At 34.5% G+C, this 6,105-nt stretch carries 3 protein-coding genes; all 3 read left to right on the forward strand.

Annotated features, from left to right (window positions below; all coding sequences use genetic code 11):
* Window positions 1-4,472: type II CRISPR RNA-guided endonuclease Cas9 (gene cas9 / locus Q4D72_RS11990; protein ID WP_303078161.1), on the forward strand; the 4,472-nt coding region annotated here is incomplete at its 5' end.
* A 4-nt stretch (window positions 4,473-4,476) separates the two neighbouring features.
* Window positions 4,477-5,370: a type II CRISPR-associated endonuclease Cas1 gene (cas1, locus tag Q4D72_RS11995; protein WP_303078162.1), complete on the forward strand. Its 894-nt coding sequence runs from the start codon at window positions 4,477-4,479 to the stop codon at window positions 5,368-5,370.
* Window positions 5,367-5,705 (forward strand): CRISPR-associated endonuclease Cas2, encoded by a 339-nt coding sequence (cas2, locus tag Q4D72_RS12000; protein ID WP_303078163.1) that lies wholly within the window; start codon window positions 5,367-5,369, stop codon window positions 5,703-5,705. The genes cas1 and cas2 overlap by 4 nt, the downstream gene beginning before the upstream one ends.
* Window positions 5,706-6,105 lie beyond the last annotated feature (400 nt).

Raw genomic sequence — 6,105 nt, forward strand, 5'->3', positions numbered from 1 at the left:
GACTTGATTTAGGAACCAACTCCATCGGTTGGGCGTTGATTCAGAGGAATTTTGAAGAAAAATACGGAAAAATCATCGGAATGGGAAGCAGAATTATTCCGATGTCTCAGGAAATTTTAGGAGATTTTGATAAAGGAAATTCTGTGTCCCAAACAGCTAAAAGAACAGAATTTAGAAGTGTAAGAAAACTATATCAGCGAGATAACCTAAGAAGAGAACGCTTACATAGAGTGTTAAATGTTTTGGGCTTTTTACCCAACCATTATGCTGATGCGATTGATTTTGAGGAACGATTGGGGCAATTCAAAGAAAATCAAGAACCTAAACTTCCGTATGCTAAAAATGAGGAAGATAAATTCGAGTTTATTTTTAAATCAAGTTTTGAGGAGATGGTTGCTGATTTCAGACAACAGCAACCACAATTATTTTATATAAAGCCGAATGGAAAAGAAAGCCAAATCCCTTATGATTGGACAATCTATTACTTAAGAAAAAAAGCACTCAGCGAGAAAATATCCAAAGAAGAATTGGCTTGGATATTGTTGAATTTCAATCAAAAAAGAGGTTATTACCAGTTGAGAGGTGAAGAAGAACAAACAGATGAAAATAAATCTGTAAAATTTTACGCTCTGAAAGTGCTAAAAGTAGAAGAGGGAGATAAGGATAAAAAAGGCGATACTTGGTATAATGTACATTTGGAAAATGGTTGGATTTATCGTCGCACTAGTAAGAATTTCTTGGATTGGGAAGGCAAAATAAAAGAATTTATTGTTACCGAAGAACTTAATGAAGATGGTACGATAAAGTTAGATAAAAAAGATGGAAGAGAAAAAAGAAGTTTTAAAGCCGTAAATTCAGAAGAAGATTGGATTGCAATTAAAAAAAGTACAGAAGATAAAATTCATCATTCTGAAAAAACAGTAGGCACTTACATTTACGATACACTACTTCAAGAGCCGAATCAAAAAATCAGAGGGAAACTCATCAGAACCATTGAAAGAAAGTTTTACAAAGAGGAACTTATAAAAATTCTGAAAAAACAAATAGAATTACAACCCGAAATCTTTACCAATTACTTGTATAAAGCCTGTGTTGAAGAGCTATATCCTCATAATGAAGCACATAGAAAAAGTATTTCAGGCAGAGGGTTTGTCTATCTTTTTGTGGACGATATTATTTTTTATCAAAGACCTCTGAAAAGTCAAAAATCTACTATTTCTCATTGTTCGTTTGAATACCGAAAATACCAAACCACAGATAAAGAAGGCAACAATATTGAGAGGAACGAATATCTAAAAGTATTACCAAAATCAAATCCTTATTTTCAAGAATTTAGAGTTTTACAATGGATGTATAATTTGAAAATTTATGAAAAATTTGATAATAAAGATGTTACTTCATTATTTATTAGTTCAATAGAAGATAAAGAAAATCTGTTTGAATTTTTGATGAATCAAAAAGAAGTTAATCATAAGCATATTTTAGATTACTTTGTTACTCAAAAGATTAAAAATGAGTTTCCTAATGCAAAATCGAAGGCATTTAAAGACGAAGTCAAAAGACAAACGGCTCTATATCGTTGGAATTATGTTTATGACGAGGTAAAAGACGAATCGAAAACCTATCCGATGAACGAAACTGGGTATGAAATTCGTAAGAGATTCGAGAAGGTAACCAATCTGCCAGTTGATTTTTATACCAAAGAGAAAGAATATCATTTGTGGCATTTAATTTATTCTGTCACAGATAAATTAGATTTTGAAAAAGCATTGAAAAAATATGCTATAAAATATGGCTTGGATACAGAATCTTTTGTGGAAGCTTTTAAAAACATAAAGCCTTATCCGAGTGAATATGGAAGTTTTTCGGAAAAAGCCATCAAAAAACTGTTGCCTTTGATGCGTTTTGGAAAATTTTGGGATTTCAATCAAATTCCAAAAGCAATACAATCTCGTATTCAGTTCATTATCAATGGGGAATTTAGTGAAGATATTCCTTTGAATGTACGAGAGCAAGTGTTTAAATTCCAATTAAATAAAGATGCTGATTTTCAAGGGTTACCATTGTGGTTGGCTCAATATGTAGTATATAATCGTCATTCCGAAAGTAGTGATTTACAAAAATGGACATCAGTTGAAGATTTGCAGGAATTTTTAAAAAATTTCAGACAGCATTCGTTGCGAAACCCTATTGTAGAACAGATTGTTACAGAAACTTTGCGTGTGGTTCGAGATGTTTGGCAATCGTATGGCAATGGAGAGAAAGATTTCTTTTCGGAAATTCATATAGAAATGGGGCGTGAATTAAAGAAAACTGCCGAAGAAAGAAACGATGAAACTAAAAAAAATAACAAAAACGAGGCTACGAATCTTCGATTAAAGGCTTTGTTAATGGAAATGGCAAATGACAAAAAAGTTGAAAATGTGCGTCCGTATTCGCCATCACAATTGGAGATTTTGAAAATTTATGAAGAAGGTGTTTTGGGATTATTTTCAGAAGATGAACTTAAAAAAGAAGGAGACAAGAAAGACGAAATCTATATTATTTCAAAAAAATCAGAACCAACCAAATCTGAGCTGCAACGCTATAAGTTATGGTTAGAACAAAAATATCAATCGCCTTACACAGGAGAAATAATTCCGCTAAATAAATTATTTACAGATAATTATCAGATAGAACATATCATTCCGCAAAGTAAATTTTTTGATGATAGTTTCTCAAACAAAGTTATTTGTGAATCGGCTGTTAATGGTTTAAAAGATAATCAATTAGGTTTTGAATTTATTAAAAATCATCACGGCGAAAAGATACAGATAGGAGATAAAATAGTAACTATTTTTTCAGAAGAACAATATAAAGATTTCGTGTCAAAAACTTATGCCAATAACAGGGTAAAACGCGAAAAGCTTTTGATGGAAGAAATTCCAGAAAAAATGGTGGCAAGGCAAATCAATGATACTCGCTATATTAGTAAATATGTTTCGCAAATTTTATCGAAAATTGTAAGAGTAGAAAGCGATGATGATGGCGTAAATTCTAAAAATTTAATTTTCTGTACAGGAAAAATAACTACTCGATTAAAACAAGATTGGGGATTGAACGATGTGTGGAATGAATCAATACTTCCTCGATTTGAGAGATTGAATATTTTACTGAATACAGATGCTTTCACGGCATATAGTGAAAAGCATCAAAAAATGTTGCCGACAGTTCCGATTGAACACAGTAAAGGATTTCAGAAAAAACGCATTGACCATCGTCATCACGCTGTGGATGCTTTGGTAATTGCTTGTGCTACGCGTGATCATATCAATTTGATGAATAATGAATCTGCCAAATCAGATATGAAGCGATATGATTTGAAAACTAAATTACAGCGAAAAGAAAAGTATACAAAAGACGGTAAAGAACGAGATGCTTTTAAACAATTTTACAAGCCTTGGGAAACCTTTACGCAAGATGCCAAAGAGGCGTTGGAACAGATTATTGTGAGTTTCAAGCAAAATAACAGAGTCATTAACAAGTCGGTAAATTATTGCCAAAAATGGGAAAAACAAGCTGATGGTTCTATGAAAAAAGTATTTGCAAAACAGACCAAAGGAGATAATTGGGCAATTAGGAAGCCTTTGCATAAGGATACGGTTTCAGGGCAAGTACATTTGGATAGAATAAAAGTTTCCAAAGGAAAAATTCTTACAGCAACAAGAAAATCATTGGATACGACTTTTGATGAAAAGAAAATAGCATCAGTTACAGATACGGGTATTCAGAAAATTTTACTAAATTATTTGAAGTACAAAGGAAGTTCAGAGTTGGCATTTTCGCCCGAAGGAATTGATGAAATGAATGAAAACATTACTCAATTTAATGATGGAGTACAGCACAAACCCATTTATAAAGTTCGAGTTTTTGAAATGGGAAGCAAATTTAATTTAGGAAATTTAGGAAACAAAAACACTAAATTTGTAGAAGCAGCCAAAGGAACCAATCTCTTTTTTGCAATTTATAGCGATAAAGAAGGGAATAGAAGTTACGAAACCATACCTTTAAACATTGTTATTGAACGCCAAAAACAAGGTATGCCTTCTTGTCCTGATATGAACGAGAAAGGAAACCGACTATTGTTTTCCTTGTCACCCAATGATTTAGTTTATGTACCTACGGAAGAGGAACAAGAACACCCTCATTTGGTAGATTTTAACAATCTCAACAAAGAACAAATAAAGAGGGTTTATAAATTTGTAAGTTGTACGGGAGGAGAAGGACATTTTGTACCTAATGTGAATGCTTTTGAAATTGTTAAAAATGAAAATGGGACTAATAGTAAGAGTGAAAGAATTCAAAATTTTTACGACCAAAATACAGTTTTTGAAATAAATAACAAAGGAGAGAAAGTACCAATAATGATAAAATCTGTCTGTTGGAAACTCGAAATAGATCGTTTGGGAAATATTGTTAAAGTAATACATTAAAACTATGCTTTACCGCTCCATTTATATTGGCAATCCAGCGTATTTGAAGCTGAAAGACCAACAGATGAAAATCGTTTGTCCCGAAACTAGAGCAGAGAAGGGGAGCGTTCCAGTAGAAGATTTGGGTTTGTTGATGCTGGACCATTTTCAGATTACCATTTCCCATCAGCTCATTCAGCAGTTGATGGGAAGTAATGTGGTGATTATCAGTTGTGATGCCCACCATTTGCCACACGGACAGATGTTGCCTTTGCACGGAAATTCCACCTATTCCCAACGGATAAAAGACCAAATAGAGGCCTCTGAACCCCTCAAAAAACAACTCTGGAAGCAGACGGTAGAAAGTAAAATCGCCAATCAAATTGCTGTTTTGGAAAGATTGGGAAACTTTTCCGAACCGATGTACGACTACCTCAAAAATGTAAAATCGGGCGACACTACCAATATGGAAGGCATCGCTGCACAGCACTATTGGAAGTATTTGGTAAGTCCTGATTTTCTGCGAGAACGCTTCGGAAATTCGCCCAATCAATTCTTTAATTTCGGTTATTCGGTGTTGCGAAGTATCGTTGCGAGAGCGATTGTGGAGACAGGTTTGTTGCCTGTTTTGGGAATTTTTCACAAAAATAAATACAACGCCTATTGCTTGGCAGACGACCTGATGGAACCCTACCGGCCGTTTGTGGATTTGCTGGTTATCAAGTGGTTAGAAGCCAATCCGAATGCGGAAGAACTGACCAAAGAAGCCAAAGCCCATTTTTTGCAAATCGCCACCAAAGATGTCAAAATAGACGAACAGATGCGACCGCTATTGGTGAGTGTAAAACACACAGTATCATCGTTATACAAATGTTATACGAGCGAAAAACGACAAATTTCTTATCCTGAAATGATATGAATTCCGAACGATTTAACGCTTATCGAATTATGTGGGTAATGGTTTTATACGATTTGCCGACGGAAACCAAGGCGATGCAAAAGGCGGCGAATCTTTTCCGAAAACGCTTGGAAGACGACGGATTTTCGTTGTTTCAATTTTCGATTTATTTGCGACATTGTCCGAGCCGAGAAAACGCCGAGATACACAAAAAACGCGTCAAGGCGATGCTTCCCAAATACGGAAAAGTGGCGGTGATGACCATCACGGACAAGCAATTTGAGAATATGGAAATTTTTCACGGCAAAGTGCAGGAAGACCCGCCTCCGATGTACCAGCAATTGGAGTTATTCTAAAAAATAGCCTTGGAAAAACTACTTTAAAAATGGTTTTAAGGGCGTTTTTGTGCAAATTTTTGATTTCTAAAATAAAAAATAATCCTCTGACACCCAGAGGATTATTTTTTGAGGTTGTAACTCATCGCAAAGTTACGAATTTTTGAAAGCAATTTACAACCCCAAACCGTTTTCAATGGTTGGCACATAGTGTTGTAACTCATCGCAAAGTTACGAATTTTTGAAAGCAATTTACAACAAGCTGTTCAAATGGCAGTTGCCGAAGTTGGTTGTAACTCATCGCAAAGTTACGAATTTTTGAAAGCAATTTACAACCGCACTTTTAGACTTCCGTTATCTGCGCCCGTTGTAACTCATCGCAAAGTTACGAATTTTTGAAAGCAATTTACAACGATTTTTC

Origin of the sequence: Capnocytophaga sp. (genome assembly GCF_030532915.1) — a bacterium.
In the GTDB taxonomy this organism is placed as follows: Bacteria; Bacteroidota; Bacteroidia; order Flavobacteriales; family Flavobacteriaceae; genus Capnocytophaga.

What these genes read in the sequence shown, in the direction of transcription:
- cas2 (WP_303078163.1), top strand. Translation starts at nt 5,367, where the DNA reads ATGAATTCCGAACGATTTAACGCTTATCGAATTATGTGGGTAATGGTT.
- cas1 (WP_303078162.1), top strand. Translation starts at nt 4,477, where the DNA reads ATGCTTTACCGCTCCATTTATATTGGCAATCCAGCGTATTTGAAGCTG.